Annotated in this window: 14 protein-coding genes and 1 tRNA gene; 7 read left to right on the top strand and 8 right to left on the bottom strand. The window is 67.4% G+C overall.

Features of this window, described 5'->3' with window-relative positions:
* Positions 1-78: 78 nt before the first annotated feature.
* The 3 genes from scpB to BCO18175_RS36425 form a co-directional block, all read right to left on the bottom strand.
* On the bottom strand, positions 79-888 hold the full coding sequence (gene scpB, locus BCO18175_RS36435) for a methylmalonyl-CoA decarboxylase (protein WP_174988284.1): 810 nt from the start codon (positions 886-888) through the stop codon (positions 79-81).
* On the bottom strand, positions 885-2108 hold the full coding sequence (locus tag BCO18175_RS36430; RefSeq protein ID WP_174988281.1) for a CaiB/BaiF CoA transferase family protein: 1224 nt from the start codon (positions 2106-2108) through the stop codon (positions 885-887). Before BCO18175_RS36430 ends, scpB begins: the two co-directional genes overlap by 4 nt.
* Positions 2109-2169: 61 nt before the next feature.
* Positions 2170-3492 carry an MFS transporter gene (locus BCO18175_RS36425; protein WP_174988279.1) on the bottom strand — a complete coding sequence of 441 codons (1323 nt, stop codon included), beginning with the start codon at positions 3490-3492 and terminating at the stop codon, positions 2170-2172.
* A gap of 170 nt (positions 3493-3662) precedes the next feature.
* On the opposite strand from BCO18175_RS36425, the gene BCO18175_RS36420 reads away from it, so the two are divergent.
* From BCO18175_RS36420 to BCO18175_RS36410, 3 genes are all read left to right on the top strand, one after another.
* Positions 3663-4592 (top strand): LysR substrate-binding domain-containing protein, encoded by a 930-nt coding sequence (locus BCO18175_RS36420; protein WP_174968492.1) that lies wholly within the window; start codon positions 3663-3665, stop codon positions 4590-4592.
* A gap of 130 nt (positions 4593-4722) precedes the next feature.
* A complete protein-coding gene (locus tag BCO18175_RS36415) occupies positions 4723-5064 on the top strand; it encodes a DMT family transporter (protein ID WP_174988276.1) in 342 nt (113 codons plus the stop codon).
* Between the two features lie 107 nt (positions 5065-5171).
* The gene (locus BCO18175_RS36410; RefSeq protein ID WP_174988274.1) at positions 5172-5816 is read left to right on the top strand and encodes a LysE/ArgO family amino acid transporter; all 645 of its coding nucleotides are present in this window, start codon (positions 5172-5174) and stop codon (positions 5814-5816) included.
* On the opposite strand, the gene BCO18175_RS36405 is transcribed toward BCO18175_RS36410, so the two are convergent.
* Complete coding sequence (locus tag BCO18175_RS36405; protein ID WP_174988271.1) at positions 5802-6962, bottom strand: enolase C-terminal domain-like protein; 1161 nt, start codon at positions 6960-6962, stop codon at positions 5802-5804. The genes BCO18175_RS36410 and BCO18175_RS36405 overlap by 15 nt on opposite strands.
* A gap of 495 nt (positions 6963-7457) precedes the next feature.
* On the opposite strand from BCO18175_RS36405, the gene gabP reads away from it, so the two are divergent.
* Positions 7458-8852 (top strand): GABA permease, encoded by a 1395-nt coding sequence (gene gabP, locus BCO18175_RS36400; protein WP_174988269.1) that lies wholly within the window; start codon positions 7458-7460, stop codon positions 8850-8852.
* 292 nt (positions 8853-9144) lie between these two features.
* Positions 9145-10242 (top strand): GlxA family transcriptional regulator, encoded by a 1098-nt coding sequence (locus BCO18175_RS36395; RefSeq protein ID WP_241020337.1) that lies wholly within the window; start codon positions 9145-9147, stop codon positions 10240-10242.
* A 120-nt stretch (positions 10243-10362) separates the two neighbouring features.
* Here BCO18175_RS36395 and BCO18175_RS36390 read toward each other — a convergent pair whose 3' ends face one another.
* Positions 10363-10707: a cupin domain-containing protein gene (locus BCO18175_RS36390; protein WP_014897840.1), complete on the bottom strand. Its 345-nt coding sequence runs from the start codon at positions 10705-10707 to the stop codon at positions 10363-10365.
* A gap of 299 nt (positions 10708-11006) precedes the next feature.
* Here BCO18175_RS36390 and BCO18175_RS36385 point away from each other — a divergent pair.
* Positions 11007-11081, top strand: a tRNA-Gly gene (locus BCO18175_RS36385).
* A 134-nt stretch (positions 11082-11215) separates the two neighbouring features.
* Positions 11216-11983: a tRNA (guanosine(46)-N7)-methyltransferase TrmB gene (gene trmB, locus BCO18175_RS36380; protein WP_174988266.1), complete on the top strand. Its 768-nt coding sequence runs from the start codon at positions 11216-11218 to the stop codon at positions 11981-11983.
* Between the two features lie 108 nt (positions 11984-12091).
* Here the strand turns inward: trmB and BCO18175_RS36375 are convergent, their stop codons facing one another.
* The 3 genes from BCO18175_RS36375 to BCO18175_RS36365 all read right to left on the bottom strand — a co-directional run bounded on the left by BCO18175_RS36375 (position 12092) and on the right by BCO18175_RS36365 (position 13908).
* On the bottom strand, positions 12092-12922 hold the full coding sequence (locus BCO18175_RS36375; RefSeq protein WP_174988263.1) for an undecaprenyl-diphosphate phosphatase: 831 nt from the start codon (positions 12920-12922) through the stop codon (positions 12092-12094).
* Between the two features lie 81 nt (positions 12923-13003).
* A complete protein-coding gene (locus BCO18175_RS36370; RefSeq protein ID WP_011351198.1) occupies positions 13004-13585 on the bottom strand; it encodes a DUF1439 domain-containing protein in 582 nt (193 codons plus the stop codon).
* Between the two features lie 17 nt (positions 13586-13602).
* On the bottom strand, positions 13603-13908 hold the full coding sequence (locus tag BCO18175_RS36365; protein WP_254608227.1) for a YkgJ family cysteine cluster protein: 306 nt from the start codon (positions 13906-13908) through the stop codon (positions 13603-13605).
* Positions 13909-13926 lie beyond the last annotated feature (18 nt).

The raw sequence follows: 13926 nt of genomic DNA, 5'->3' as shown, positions 1-13926 counted from the left end.
ATCCGATATCCGCGCAACGGCGCGAGCACGTCCGCGCGCTTTTCGCCGCCTGTTCGCCCGGCTCGTACAACCCATCGCCTAGACGCCGCGAAACGCCGGCGTGCGCCGCTCCGCGAACGCGCGCAGCCCTTCGGCAAAATCCACGCCTTCGCAAGCCTGCCGGCGCAGCTCGGCAATCCGCTCGAACGCGTCGGCCGGCAACGGCCGTGCGTCCTGCAGCACGCGCAACTGCTCCTTCACCGCGTGTACCGCGAGCGGCGCCTTCGCCGCGATCGTGCGCGCGACGTCGAGCGCCGCATCGTCGACCCCACCCGCGTCGGCCAGCCGGTTCACGAGCCCGTGATGTTCGGCGCGCTCCGCATCGAGCGGCTGCGCGCAGAAGAACATCTCCTTCAGCACGTGAATCGGCAGGTTGTCGTAGAAGCGCAGCAGGCCGCTCGTCGAATACGGCAGGCCGATGTTCGCGGGCGTCATCGAGAAACGCGCGTCGCGCGCCGCGACCACCAGGTCGCAGCTCATCACGAGATCGACCGCCCCGCCCCACGCCGAACCCGACACCGCCGCGATCACCGCGCCCGGATAGGTCCGCACCCGCCGCAGCGCCCGTTCGAGCGGCTTGCCATACGCGAGCGGGTCGCGATCGTCTGCCAGTTCGCGCAGGTCGTGCCCCGCGCTCCACACGTCGCCGCTGCCGTCGTTCGACAGGATCACGACGGGTGGCGGACGGTGTTCGGCCAGCGCGTCGAGGCGCGCGACGAGCGCATCGAGCAATGGCGCGTCGAGCGCATGGCGTCGCGCCGGATTCGCAAACCGCACACGTGCGATCCGTTCGCCGACCATGTCGACCGTCACGCGCGACGCGCTGTCGTGTTTCGTCGTGTCGCTCATTGCACGGCCTCCGCCACCGCTTCCGCCTGGAAGATCGCGCGCCCGGCCAGCAGCGCGTCGATCGCGTCGTCGCCGTAGCCCGCTTCGCGCAGCACGTCGACCGTATGCTCACCGAGCAGCGGCGGCGCATGGCGCGTGCGCGGCGCCGGCACCTCGTCACCCATCCCGCCGAGCGGCGTGACGACCTGGCGCAGCGTGCCGAGCGTCGGATGCGCGACCGGCTCGACCAGCCCGCAATGCGCAAGCTGCGGATCGTCGAACACTTCGTCGAGCGTGTTGATCGGCCCGGCCGGCAGCCCGGCGTCGACGAAACGCTGCGTCCATTCGCGCTTGCCGCGCATGCGCAAGCGGCTTTCGAGCAGCGCCTTCAGTTCGTCGCGGTGCGCGACGCGTGCGTCGTTGGTCGCGAAGCGCGGATCGTCCGGCAGCTCGGGCAGGTCCAGCAACTGGCACAACCGCAGCCACATGTCGGTCGTGATCGGTGCGAGGTTGAGCGGCCCGTCGGCCGTCTCGAACACGCCGTACGGCGCGATCACCGCATGCGCATTGCCGGTGCGGCGCGGCACGTCGCCGAGGCTCAGGTAGCGCTGCCCGTGCACGCTCAGCAGCGAAACAAGGCTTTCGAGCAGCGACGTGCCGACATGCTGCCCGCGCCCCGTGCGCTCGCGCTCGTACAGCGCGGCCAGCACGCCGGTCGCGACCCACATCCCCGAGCTGAGATCGCCGATCGCGGTGCCCGTGCGGGTCGGCTCGCCGTCGGGAAAGCCGGTGAGGCTCATCAGCCCCGCACAGCCCTGCGCGATCTGGTCGAAGCCCGGCCAGTCGCGCAACGGGCCGCGCGGGCCGAACGCGGTGACACTGCCCATCACGAGCCGCGGATCGCGTGCACTCAGCGCGGCATAGCCGAGCCCCATCGTGTCCATCGTGCCCGCCTTGAAATTCTCGATCACGACGTCGGCCTGCGCGATCAGCCGGCGCACGACGTCGAGGCCGGCCGGTTGCCGGAAATCCACGCAGATGCCGCGCTTGTTGCGATTGCAGGACAGGTAGTACGTGCTCACGCCGCGATCGAACGGCCCCCATGCGCGGCTCATGTCGCCGTGCGGCCCCGACTCGACCTTGATCACGTCGGCGCCGAGATCGGCGAGCACCATCGAGCAGAACGGCCCCGACAGCGCGCGGCTCAGATCGACGACCCTGATTCCTTGTAATGCCTGCATTCCGGACTCCTGATATTGATGACTGGGTGTAGCGTGTTTCCGAACGATCGCGGCGTGCCGCTCATTCGGGCAGCGTCTGGTGGCGCGTTTCGACCGCGAACGGCAGGATCAGGATGCCGAGGCCGAATACGGCCGCGGTCCATGCGACCGGCACGCCGAGCGATCCGTAACCGTGAATCGCGGCGCCGAGCAGGAAGTTCACGCCCGCACCGATGAAGCGGCCGACCGACGCGTTGAACGCGAACGCTGTCGCACGCACGCGCGTCGGGTACTGCTCGGGCAGCCACAGCGAGAAGATCGCGAAATTGCCGCCGAAGAAACCGAGGAACGCGAGCGACACCATGAACGCCGCGAGCCCGTTCGGCTGGTAGAACGCCCAGCCGAACGCGAACACGATCGATCCGGCCATCCCCGCGAAATACACGCCGAGCGCCGTGCGCCGGCCGAGCCGTTCGGAGAGCCACGGCGCAACCAGACAACCGGCGATCGTCGCGCACGACAGGATCGCCGCGCCGATCGACGCGAGCCGCATCGCGCCGATGTGGTCGATGCCCGCGCGCGCCGCCAGCGTGCTGACCGCGCTCGCCTCGTAGACGGAGCCGGCCCACAGCCCGACGATCGCGACGCCGACGAGGCTCGCGCTCGTCAGCGTGCGGCGCAGGAAGGCCGGCGCGAAGATCTCGCGCAGCGGATGGGCGCGCCGCGCGTCGGCCACGTCGCCGTCGCGTGCGTCATGCCGGCGCCACTGGCCGGGCTCTTTCACGCGCATCACGGTGAACACCGCGAGCAGCGCAGGCGCGAGGCCGCACAGGAACATCGCGCGCCAGCCGTAGGTCGCGCCGATCGTGTAGTTCAGGCACGCCGCGATGAAGAAGCCGAAGTAGTAGCCCGTCTGCAGGTAGCCGGCGCCCATCTTGCGGCGGTCTTCCGGCCAGCTTTCGGCGACGTAGGTGCCCGCGAGCGCCCATTCGCCGCCGACGCCGATCCCGGCGATCAGCCGGCACGCGGCCAGCGCCCACACGTCGTGCACGAACGCGGCCGCGCCGGTGAACACCGAGTAGATCAGGATGCTCGCGGCGAGCGTGCGGACGCGGCCGAAGCGGTCGGCGAGCGGCCCCCAGATGAACGACAGCCCCCAGCCGATCAGGAACAGCGCAAACAGGATCGAGCCGTACATCCCGAGATTCGCGGGCGTCGCCGCGATGCCGGACGCCGGCAGCAGTTCGGTCAACGCCGGAATCAGCACGAGCGCGTAGATCACCGAATCCACGCCGTCGAGCACCCAGCCCGCATATACGGCCCAGAAGCCCTTGACCTGCTCGCGCGTGAGCGGCGTGCGCCGCGGCTTCGCGCCGGCCGCCGGCGCGTCGATCGCCTTGAACATCTTCGTCTCCTTGCCGGCGGGGCCGGCGCTTTTGCCGCGTCCGGTCCGGGATGGCCGGCAGGCTGGCTCTTTTGTGAGACGAGTATAGAAACCTCAGCGATCGCAGAAAAATATGATATTCATCTTGCTCGATCGGATTGGCTTATGGCTCGAATCGGGAGGGGGCGGCGATGGACTTGAGGCAGTTGCGCTATTTCGTGAAGGTCGTCGAATGCGGCAACGTCACGCATGCGAGCGAGGCGCTGCATGTGGCGCAGCCGGCGGTCAGCCAGCAGATGCGCAATCTCGAACAGGATCTCGGGATGCAGTTGCTCGAACGGAGCGTGCGCGGCGTCGCGCCCACCGCCGCCGGCCGCACGCTGTATCAGCACGCGCTCGATCTGCTGCGCCAGGCCGACGGCACGCGCGAACTGCTGCGCCGCGATGCCGAGACACCGCAGGGCCGCGTGACGGTCGGGATGCCGTCGAGCACCGCGCGCGTGCTGGCCATTCCGCTCGCCCGCGCGGTGCGCGACCGCTTCCCGGGCATCATGCTGGAGCTGATCGAGGCGCCGAGCGCCGATCTCGACACGCTGCTCGAACGCGCGCGGCTCGATCTCGCGATCGTCGTCGATGCGGTCGACACGCGCGGCATCGCGATCCACCGGTTGCTGACGGAAACGCTGTACCTGATCACGTGGCCCGGGTTCCCGGTGCCGGACGATCCCGTGCCGCTCGACGCGATCGCGCGGATGCCGCTCGTGCTGCCGAGCGCGCCGAACACGATCCGCAACCGCGTCGACTGGGCGATGCGCGAGGCCGGGCTGTCGTACGAGATCAGTTTCGAGGCGAGCTCGACCGGGCTGCTGTTCGCGGCCGTGATGGCGCAGCTCGGCGTGACGATCCTGCCGTGGACGGCCGCGCACGTCGAGATCGAGGAGCGCAAGCTCAAGCTGTCGACGGTCGCGCACCGGCTGTTCGCGCGCGACCTGTCGCTGTGCTGGCACGACACGGCGCTCGTCAGCAACGCGGTGCAGAAGGTGAAAGCCGAGATCGTCCGGCTGTTCGACGCGCTCGGGCAGCGGCCCGAGTGGGCGGCCGGCCAGGCCGACGGTGCGTGACCGGGGCACCGCGTGCGTTGTGCCTTGTGCTGCAACGGCGCGCGGACTAAGCTCCGTTCATCCTGGGTACCGCTGACGCCTCCACTTCTCCTCGCCGCTCGGTATAAGCGTCGGGGGAAGGAGGCCCTTCGTGTCCCCGCTCCAGTCTGCCTGGCTTCTGCTGGGCGTCAGTGTCCTCGCCGAAGTGCTCGGCTCCGTCGGACTGAAATACTCCGCCGGCTTTTCCCGCCCGCTCCCGTCCGCGCTTACCGTCGCCTGTTATGCCTGCGCTGTCTGGCTGATGGCGCTCGCGACGAAGCGGCTCGAAATGGGGCTCGCGTATGCAAGCTGGGCCGCCGCCAGCACCGCGGCCACGGCCGTGATCGGCATCGTCTGCTTCGATGAATCGGTGTCGCCGCTGAAACTCGCCGGCATCGCGCTGACCGTCTGCGCGCTCGTCGCGCTCAACCTCGGCGAGGCGGCCGCTCACTGATCGGCGTCGGGCGCCAGGCGGGGCATTGACAATGCCCCCGGGCGCCCCTTAACGTTTCGTTCATCGTAACCATCACCGGTTCAGCTTAAGAGGTTGTCGGCCCGCTCGTGCTCGACACCTCTGCCTTCGTCGAAGGCCTGCTGCTTGGCGCCGGACTGTTCACGTCCGTCGGCCCCAAGGACGCCTTCGTCATCAAGCGCTCGATCTCGAGCCCCCATCTGCTTTCCATCGCCCTCGTCTGTGCGGGCAGCGACGCGCTGCTGATCGCGCTCGGCGCGCACGGGTTGTCGTCGTTGCTGTCGCGCCATCCCGGCGTGGTGTCGGCCGCGCTGTGGGCCGGTATCACATATCTCGCCGGCTACGGCCTGCTTGCGCTGCGCTCGGCGATCCGGCGACGACAGCCCGGGCACGTCGATGGCCCACACGCGGGTAGTGAGCCCACACTCTCGCGCACGGTGCTCGCGACCGCCGCCGTCTCGCTGCTCAATCCGTATGCATGGATCGACACGGTGCTGCTGCTCGGCACCGTGATCGTGAGCCACACGCCCGCCGCACGTGCGCCGTTTGCGATCGGCGCGATGACGGCGTCGCTCGCGTGGTTCCTGATGCTCACCTATGGCGCACGCGCGTGCCGCGCATGGTTTGCCCGTACGCTTACGTGGCGCGTGCTCGATTTCTTCGTCGCGGCGATGATGCTCGGCTTCGCGGTGCGTTTCGCGATCGACGCGCTTCAGGCGTCAGCGGCTCGATAACGTGCGAAACACGTCGTGCGCACCGGCATGTTGCTCGAAGCCGATGCCCGGTGCCTGCGGTACGCGTGCATATCCGGCGTCGACGCTTGCGCCATCGGCCAGTCCGCTGAATGGATGGAACGCGAACGGACTGACTTCCGCACCGCCGAGCCCGAGCGCCGCGACGACGTGCAGCGAGAACAGGTGGCCGCCGTGCGGCCAGAATGCGTCGCGTCGCCAGCCGCGCGACGCGAAGTGCTCGACGATCTGCAGATAGCCCGGCAGCCCGTAGCAATGCACGGGATCGAACACGAGCACGTCGCGCTCGGGGCGCAACCCGCCGTAGCGGTCGAGCAGCTTCGCTTCTGCAAGCGAGAACAGCGCCTCGCCGGCCGCGATCGGCGGTGCGTAACGCGTGGCGAGATCCGCCTGGAGCGGCAAGTCGAGCGGATCGCAGATGTCCTCGAACCACCAGAGGTCAAACGGCGCGAGCATCGCGGCGGCGGCGTCGACGGTCGTCGCGTCGTATGTGTTCATCGCGTCGACCGCGAGATGCGAACTGTCCGCCAATTGCGCGGCGGCAGCTTCGATGCGCCTGCGGTCCTGATCGAAATCCGCGCCGCCGATCTTGATCTTCGCGTGCGTGTAGCCGAGATCGGTGATCCGGCGCATCTCGTCCGACAGGCGCGCGAGATCGTCATGCGGATAGCGGTAGCCGCCGCCTGCGTACACCCGCACGCGTGGTGCGGCCGTGCGTTCAAGCCGGTCGGCAAGAAATCGATGGAGTGGCAGGCCGGCGATTTTAGCGGCGGCATCCCAGATCGCCATGTCGAGCGTGCCGACCGCGACGCATCGTTCGCCGTGCCCGCCCGGCTTTTCACCGGCCATCATCGCGCGCCATGCGCGGAACGGATCGAGGTTCGTGCCGGCTTCGTCGGCAAGCGTATCGGCAGCAGCGAGCAGGCGCGGCGCGAACCGTTCGCGAATCAGGCCACCCTGCGCGAAACGTCCGACCGACGCGTAGCCATAGCCCATCACCGGGCAGCCATCGCGCACGACATCGGTGACGACCGCGACAACGCTCGTCGTCAGGCCGCCGGACAGGATCGCTGGATCGGCATAGCGGGACACGGGAATCGCTTGTTCGTGAATCGCGGTGATGCGCATGGTCGGGGTTCCGGGAAAACGTTCGGTGGTCGCGGGTGATGCACGCACGGCGGCCGGCGCGACTGGCGGATCGCTGCATATTAGGTGCTTGCGCGTTGTCTTGCCGACCTGCGACCGTCAAGTACCCCGATCGGCAGCGCCCGAATCGCGCCGCACCGCATCGGCTCCGCCACGTGTTACACGCGTACCTCCATGTCATCCACGCCCGATATCCGCAGCGCTTGCCGATATCCGATCGCGCCCCGCAATCCGCGTAGGCCCCGTCGCATCGCCGCTTCGATCGGCATCACCCGCGAAAAATGTCGCTGCCGGTTAACCGCGCGTCGCATTTGTTATGGGTTGCGGTCGGATATTTTCTAGATCGCGCGGTTTTGTGCCGAGAAGATACATGTCGCCAGGCAGGTCAACGCATGCCGAAGCACCGCGATGGCTGCCTGCAACGCGCAGTTCATTGAACAACAAGCCAGACACTGGATACAGGGATTGGAGGACGACATGAAGGGTAGTCATACGGGCCTGGCGACAGGCCTGAAGCAACGCCACGTCACGATGCTGTCGATCGCGGGCGTGATCGGCGCGGGCCTGTTCGTCGGCTCCGGCCACGCGATCGCGGCAGCGGGGCCGGCGGCGTTGATCGCCTATGCGCTGACGGGCGCGCTCGTCGTCCTCGTGATGCGCATGCTCGGCGAAATGGCCGTCGCCCATCCGGACAGCGGCTCGTTCTCCACCTATGCCGATCGCGCGATCGGCCATTGGGCCGGCTTCACGATCGGCTGGCTGTACTGGTGGTTCTGGGTGCTCGTGATCCCGATCGAGGCGACGGCGGCGGCCACCATCCTCAACGCGTGGTTCCCGGGCATTGCGACCTGGATTTTCGCGCTCGGCGTCACGCTGCTGCTGACGGTGACCAACCTCTTCTCCGTCAAGAACTACGGCGAATTCGAGTTCTGGTTCGCGTTGATCAAGGTCGTCGCGATCGCCGTGTTCATCGCGATCGGCGGTGCGGCCGTGTTCGGCCTGCTGCCGGGCAGCCACGCGTCGGGCTTCTCGAACCTGGTCGCGCACGGCGGGTTCATGCCGAACGGGATCGGCGCGGTGTTCGCCGGCATGCTGATGACGATGTTCTCGTTCGTCGGCACCGAGATCGTGACGATCGCGGCGGCCGAATCCGAGCATCCGGAGCGGCAGATCGTGCGCGCGACGAATTCGGTGATCTGGCGCATCTCGCTGTTCTATCTCGGCTCGATCCTGTTCGTCACCGCGATCGTGCCGTGGAACGACCCGCTGCTGCCGGCGCACGGCTCGTACCAGCGCGTGATGGAACTGCTCGGCGTCCCGCATGCGAAGGCGATCATCGACGTGATCGTGCTCGTGTCGGTCGCGAGCTGCCTGAATTCGGCGCTGTATACGGCATCGCGGATGCTGTTCTCGCTCGCGAAGCGCAACGATGCCCCGGCGTTCCTGCAGCGTACCGATTCGACCGGCACGCCACGCGCGGCCGTGCTCGCGTCGACCGCGTTCGGCTTCCTGACCGTGATCGCGAACTACGTGGTGCCGGAACAGGTGTTCAACGTGCTGATTGCGACGTCCGGTGCGATCGCACTGCTCGTGTACCTGGTGATCGCGGTGTCGCAATTGCGGATGCGCCGCATGCTCGACGTGAGCGGTTCGACGCTGACGCTGCGGATGTGGATGTTCCCGTGGCTGACGTGGGCGGTCATCGTGTTCATCTGCGGGACGCTCGTCACGATGCTGTTCCTCGACGGCCACCGGATGGAAGTCGCGGCGACCGGCGTGCTTGCCGCGCTCGTGCTGCTCGCGGCGCGCATCAACCAGCGCAGCCGCGATGCGCAGTCGAGCCTCGGACGCCGCGGCGCATCGTCGGCCTGAAGACGAATCGACGCGCGCTGGCAGGCGCGCGGTTGCCGCTGCCGGCGAGTCGATCGGGTCGGGCTTCGCGTACTGCGAATGCCTCGCGCGTTTCGCCGACGCCTGCCGTGCAACAGCGATGTTTCCGGCGCGGCCCGGACGGTGATGTCCGGGCCGCGCCGTTCACGACATCCGTCTGTACGGCAACCCGGGGCTGCGGCCCACATTGGCCGGCCGGTGCGATTCGCCAAGGATCGCGCCGGCCTTCGTTGTTTCGCATCTGCGCGAGCAGTTGCCTTATCCGCGCATCATCATGAGTCATGCAGCACCTGTCGCAAGCCCGCCGGAACCCGACACGCCGGCACGTATCCGGTTCGGCTTCGTCCTGTTGCCGAATTTCACGCTGACGGCGTTCTCGGGCATGGTCGACGTGTTGCGGCTCGCGGCCGACGAGGGCGACAACAGCCGGCCGGTCAGGTTGTCGTGGACGATCCTCGGCGACATGGCCTCCCCCGTTCGCGCTAGCTGCGGGATCCAGGTCCCGGCGTGGGAGTCGTTGAATGCGCGTCAGGAATACGACTACGTGGTCGTCGTGGGCGGGCTCCTGCATGTCCGCTCGGAACCCGACGCGGCCACGCTGGAATTCATTCGCGCGGCCGCCTCGGCCGGCGCGATGCTGGTCGGCATCTGCACCGGTGCGTTCGCGCTGGCACGTGCGGGCGTGATGGCCGGACACCGGATCTGCATCAGCTGGTTTCACTACTGGGACTTCATCGAGCGGTTTCCGTCCGTCGATGCGAAGCTCGTGGTGTCCGATCGCCTCTACGTGCTGGATGGACGGCGCGTGACCTGCTCCGGCGGGCGCGCGTCGATCGACGTCGCGGCCGCGATCCTGGTGCGGCACATCGAGCCGTCGATCGTCTACAAGGCGCTCCGGATCCTGCTGGTTGACGGGCGCGAAACGGTCAGCGCGCCGCAACCGCATCCGCCCGGCGTCGCGCCCAACGCGCATCCGAAGGTGAAGCGCGCGATCCTGCTGATGGAGCAACACATCAGCCACTCGATTACGATCGACGAGCTGGCGCGCCGGCTGGACGTTTCATCGAGACAGTTGGAACGGCTGTTCAGGGAAGCGACCGGTGGCGGGCCGGCCGCCTGCTACCGGGCGATCCGGATTCGCACGGCCGCATGGATGCTGATGCATCTGGACAAGAACATTTCCGAAATCGCGGCAGCCTGCGGATTTGCCGATGCGTCGCATCTGGGGCGTGAGTTCCGGCGCGCGTACGGTATGTCGCCGAGCGCCTATCGTGAACGGCAAGCACCCGGCGCGATCGGCGGGATGGCGGAGCCGGCCGAACGTGCGACCACGCTCGGCGAGTTGTTTCCGAACCGGAACGAATTCTATTGAGCCGGAATCCCTCGCGGGTCATCCCGGCGGCAATCCCGGCTCGTTGGTATCGGCTGAAGGGGGCGGCTCAATGCGTCTGCACGACCGGTGCCTTTGCGCAGGCCGAACCGATCGACTCGCTCAGGCGAACACGAAGTACTTGCGCACCGTTTCCACCACTTCCCACGTCCCTTTCATGCCGGGTTCGATCACGAACACGTCGCCGGCTTTCAGGTGCACCGCCTCCTCGCCTTCCGGCGTGATGATGCAGTAGCCGTCGAGGAAGTGGCAGTACTCCCATTTCTCGTAGTTCACTTCGAACTTGCCCGGCGTACAGATCCAGGTACCCATGATCTTGCTGCCGTCCTTCGAGAGGTAGGCGTTCAGGTTCACGGTGTGCGGATCGCCGCCGATGCGCTTCCACTTGGTCGCGTCAAGGACGGGGGTCGGGCAGGTTTTGCGCAGAACGGTGATGAAATCGGACATGTCGGCTCCAGACTAACGATCGTATAAGAGGCCTGTCACGTTAGTTCGAAAGCGTCGGCGGGGCTTGCATGCTTCCGACACCGACTCGTCTATTTTCGACACCGGCTTGCGGGCGGGCGCGCCGCCGGTTCGTCCGGCTCAGCGTTGCGCCGATGGGTCACTTCCGGCCGAACCCTTTTTGGAGACCATTCCCGGCGGCGCCACCGCACCTCCCTCGCGTCGTGCCGACCTCGAAGTCAGCGGGGCCAAAACAGCCCACTTGCCACATCTCGGCCAAACCCTGTAGAATTGCGCGTTCTGCGGGCGTCGTATAATGGCCATTACCTCAGCTTCCCAAGCTGATGACGTGGGTTCGATTCCCATCGCCCGCTCCACTTTCCGGCTGCATCGCAGCCTGCGCATAAGCCGCCTCGTCGAAGGCGGCTTTTTTGTACCATGTGCCGGTTCCCCCGGCGCACTGCTGCGCGCAACGGGCCCTCGCCCGCAACCGAGCCTTTCTCTGTCACCGATGATGCACGACGATCCGAACGAAGCCGGCCTGCCGCCGCACGACGACGCCATTCCCGACGAAGCCGCCGAAGGCACTGACGCAGTCAATCCGCTGCACCACCGCCGCATCCGCAGCTTCGTGACGCGCGCCGGGCGCGTGTCGACCGGCCAGCGCCGCGCGATGGACGAACTCGGCCCGCGCTTCGTGGTGCCCTATACGCCGGAGCTGCCCGACTGGAACGCAGTGTTCGGCCGCAGCGCTCCGCGCATCCTCGAGATCGGCTTCGGCATGGGTGCATCGACCGCGGAAATCGCCGCGAACCGCCCCGGCGACGACTTCCTCGGCGTCGAGGTGCACGAGCCGGGCGTCGGCGCGCTGCTGAAGCTGATCGGCGAGCAGGATCTGTCGAACATCCGCATCATCCAGCACGACGCGGTCGAGGTGCTCGAGCACATGCTCGCGCCGGAAAGCCTCGACGGCGTGCACATCTTCTTCCCCGACCCGTGGCACAAGGCGCGCCACCACAAGCGCCGGCTGATCCAGCCGCCGCTCGTCGCGCATCTCGCGTCGCGCCTGAAGCCGGGCGCGTACATTCACTGCGCGACCGACTGGCAGAACTACGCGGAACAGATGCTCGATGTGCTCGGCGCGGAGCCGACGCTCGAAAACACGGCCGCCGACTACGCACCGCGCCCCGACTACCGCCCGGTGACGAAGTTCGAACGGCGCGGGCTGCGGCTCGGCCACGGCGTGTGGGACCTGGTGTTCCGCAAGCGCGCAGGCTGATCCCTCTCGCGGCGGCATACGCCGCCCCGCTCCGGACAAGAAAAAGCCCGACCGGCCTCTGCCGATCGGGCTTTTTTCATGCGAGGCGGGGCAGCCTTCTTGTTCGCGTCACGCCCAGTTCAGCCAACCGCTATACCCGACCAGCAAAACGAACAGCCCGAACGCGATCCGGTACCACGCAAACACCGTGAAATCGTGCGTCGCGACATAGCGCAGCAGCCAGCGCACGCACACGAACGCGCTGACGAACGCCGCGACGAGGCCAAGCGCGAACAGGCCGAGCGAATCGACGGTGAACGCGTGCCAGTCCTTGACGGTTTCATAGAGCGTCGCGCCGAAGATGATCGGGATCGCGAGGAAGAACGAGAATTCGGTGGCAACACGCCGGTCGAGGCCGAACAGCATTCCGCCGATGATCGTCGAACCCGAGCGCGACATGCCGGGAATCAGCGCAAAACACTGCGCGATGCCGACCTTCAGCGCATCGAGCGGTGTCAGCGCATCGACCGACACCACGCGCGGCGGCTCGCTGCGCTCGCGCTGCCGCGCCTCGGCCCACAGGATGATCGCGCCGCCCACGACGAGCGCAAACGCGACGGGGACCGGCGAGAACAGCACCGCTTTGATCTTCTTCTCGAGCAGCAGGCCGAGCGCGATCGCGGGAATCGTCGCGATCACGACGTTCAGCGTGAAGCGCCGCGCATCGGGCCGGCTAGGCAGCCCGGACACGATCGATGCGATCCGTTGCCGGTATTCCCAGCAGACCGCGAGGATCGCACCGAACTGGATCACGACGTCGAAAGTCTTCGCGTGCGAATCGTTGAAATTCAGGAAGCTGCCCGCGACGATCAGGTGACCGGTGCTCGACACCGGCAGGAATTCCGTCAGCCCCTCGACGACGCCGAGGATCAAAGCCTTGCAGATCAGGATCCAGTCCATCCGTGGCCCAACTCCGAAATGGTCGAATGAATGGGCCACTCTTCCGCGCGCGGCCCCCCTCCGGCCGAGCGCGGTTCGTCGTCACTTTTCGACGATCGCCACACGTATGCCGTTTGTAAGAATCGTAATTGTACCGGGTTCGTAGTTCACCCCGGCAAATTGCAGTTGTTCGGGCTTGAACGTGTAGATCGGATAGTTGGTCAGCAACTGCGTCGCGAGCAGGCCGGCGGCCGCGCCGACCTGTTGCGCGTACATCTGCGCGTCGCCGTCGAGCGCGAGGCTGTCGACGGCCGGCGACTTCAGCACGACCGAGCGGCTCGGCGCGTCGTACGCGAGCTGGCCCGACACGGTGAACTTGCCGCTGACCGGCGCACGCAGGAACGGGCTCACGAAATGCGCGTCGAGCTGCACGGCCACGCGGTTCTGGTCGGGCAGCAGGTTGACGGCCGGGTTCGCGAGCGACACGTCGACGACCTGCGCGACCGTCTTCTGGTACGGGAACTTGCGCGCAACAGCTTTCTGCACGTCACCGCGCGAGAACGTGTAGTGATCGGGGATGAACGGGAACGTCGACGCGCACGCGGCGAGCGAGAGCGTCACGCCGATGGCGCCGACGGTTGCGGCAAGAAAACGGCGCCGGCCGGGCGCGCAAGGTGCGGTCATGCTGAACACTCTCCTGGTTACGACGGCCGCGTCGCGGCCTCGAGACGCGTGAGCCATGCGAGCGCATCGTCGCGCGACGCGCCGCACATGTCCGCGGCCGGCTGCAACCCGGAGCAGCACGCGGGCCGCTCGGGGCGGCCGAAGATCCGGCAGCGCAGGTCGTCGCCGAGCTGCACGCAGCGCATGCCGGCCGGCTTGCCGTCGGGCATGCCCGGAATCGGGCTGGAAATCGACGGCGCGATGCAGCACGCGCCGCAGCCCTCGCGGCACGCATGCGGCGGCGGGACGGCTGACGCCGGGCGGACAGGCAATTCGACGGACACTCGGCTCTCTCGAACGAA

Source organism: Burkholderia lata (assembly GCF_902499335.1).
Taxonomy (GTDB): Bacteria; Pseudomonadota; Gammaproteobacteria; order Burkholderiales; family Burkholderiaceae; genus Burkholderia; species Burkholderia lata_B.
The sequence above is the reverse complement of the archived record's forward strand: the minus strand, read 5'-3'. Positions and strand labels throughout refer to the sequence as shown.

Coding starts and splice junctions, on each gene's coding strand:
- scpB (WP_174988284.1), bottom strand. CDS start 888: ATGAGCGACACGACGAAACACGACAGCGCGTCGCGCGTGACGGTCGAC.
- BCO18175_RS36430 (WP_174988281.1), bottom strand. CDS start 2,108: ATGCAGGCATTACAAGGAATCAGGGTCGTCGATCTGAGCCGCGCGCTG.
- BCO18175_RS36425 (WP_174988279.1), bottom strand. CDS start 3,492: ATGTTCAAGGCGATCGACGCGCCGGCGGCCGGCGCGAAGCCGCGGCGC.
- BCO18175_RS36420 (WP_174968492.1), top strand. CDS start 3,663: ATGGACTTGAGGCAGTTGCGCTATTTCGTGAAGGTCGTCGAATGCGGC.
- BCO18175_RS36405 (WP_174988271.1), bottom strand. CDS start 6,962: ATGCGCATCACCGCGATTCACGAACAAGCGATTCCCGTGTCCCGCTAT.
- gabP (WP_174988269.1), top strand. CDS start 7,458: ATGAAGGGTAGTCATACGGGCCTGGCGACAGGCCTGAAGCAACGCCAC.
- BCO18175_RS36395 (WP_241020337.1), top strand. CDS start 9,145: ATGAGTCATGCAGCACCTGTCGCAAGCCCGCCGGAACCCGACACGCCG.
- BCO18175_RS36390 (WP_014897840.1), bottom strand. CDS start 10,707: ATGTCCGATTTCATCACCGTTCTGCGCAAAACCTGCCCGACCCCCGTC.
- trmB (WP_174988266.1), top strand. CDS start 11,216: ATGATGCACGACGATCCGAACGAAGCCGGCCTGCCGCCGCACGACGAC.
- BCO18175_RS36375 (WP_174988263.1), bottom strand. CDS start 12,922: ATGGACTGGATCCTGATCTGCAAGGCTTTGATCCTCGGCGTCGTCGAG.
- BCO18175_RS36370 (WP_011351198.1), bottom strand. CDS start 13,585: ATGACCGCACCTTGCGCGCCCGGCCGGCGCCGTTTTCTTGCCGCAACC.